The following is a 364-nucleotide window of genomic DNA, read 5'->3' as shown; positions in this document are numbered from 1 at the left end:
CGGGAAACTGCCGATCAGTGCGGAAAGACGCTGGTCGGACAGATAGATCTCATCGAGATTGAACCGGCGCCAATTGAAGGTCTGCAGACAGGCTGCGAAAGCCGCCATCGCCTCGTCGGACCATTCGGGGCGTGAAAGAATGCCGCTGTAAACGGAGAAAGGCATGCCCGCCATATGGATGGCATTGAAGAAACCCTTCCCCGGCTCGAAATCCAGGCGGATCTGCAGTGGCAGGAATGCGATGTAATGCTCATCCGCTTCCGTGCGCTTTGCCGCCAGGACATGCCAGTTGGCGCGCGTTTGCAGATAGCGCCGCATCCAGTTCCAGGACATGAAATAGTTCGATTCCGGATCGGCGTCATAG

Annotated in this window: 1 protein-coding gene; it reads right to left on the bottom strand. The window is 57.1% G+C overall.

Annotated features, from left to right (window positions below):
• Window positions 1-364: hypothetical protein (locus AC1DIX_RS28335; protein WP_477328694.1), on the bottom strand; the 364-nt coding region annotated here is incomplete at both ends.

The sequence above is a fragment of the Massilia sp. 05N420 genome (assembly GCF_056397205.1).
Note: the sequence above shows the minus strand (reverse complement) of the source record. Positions and strands in the feature narration are given on the sequence as shown.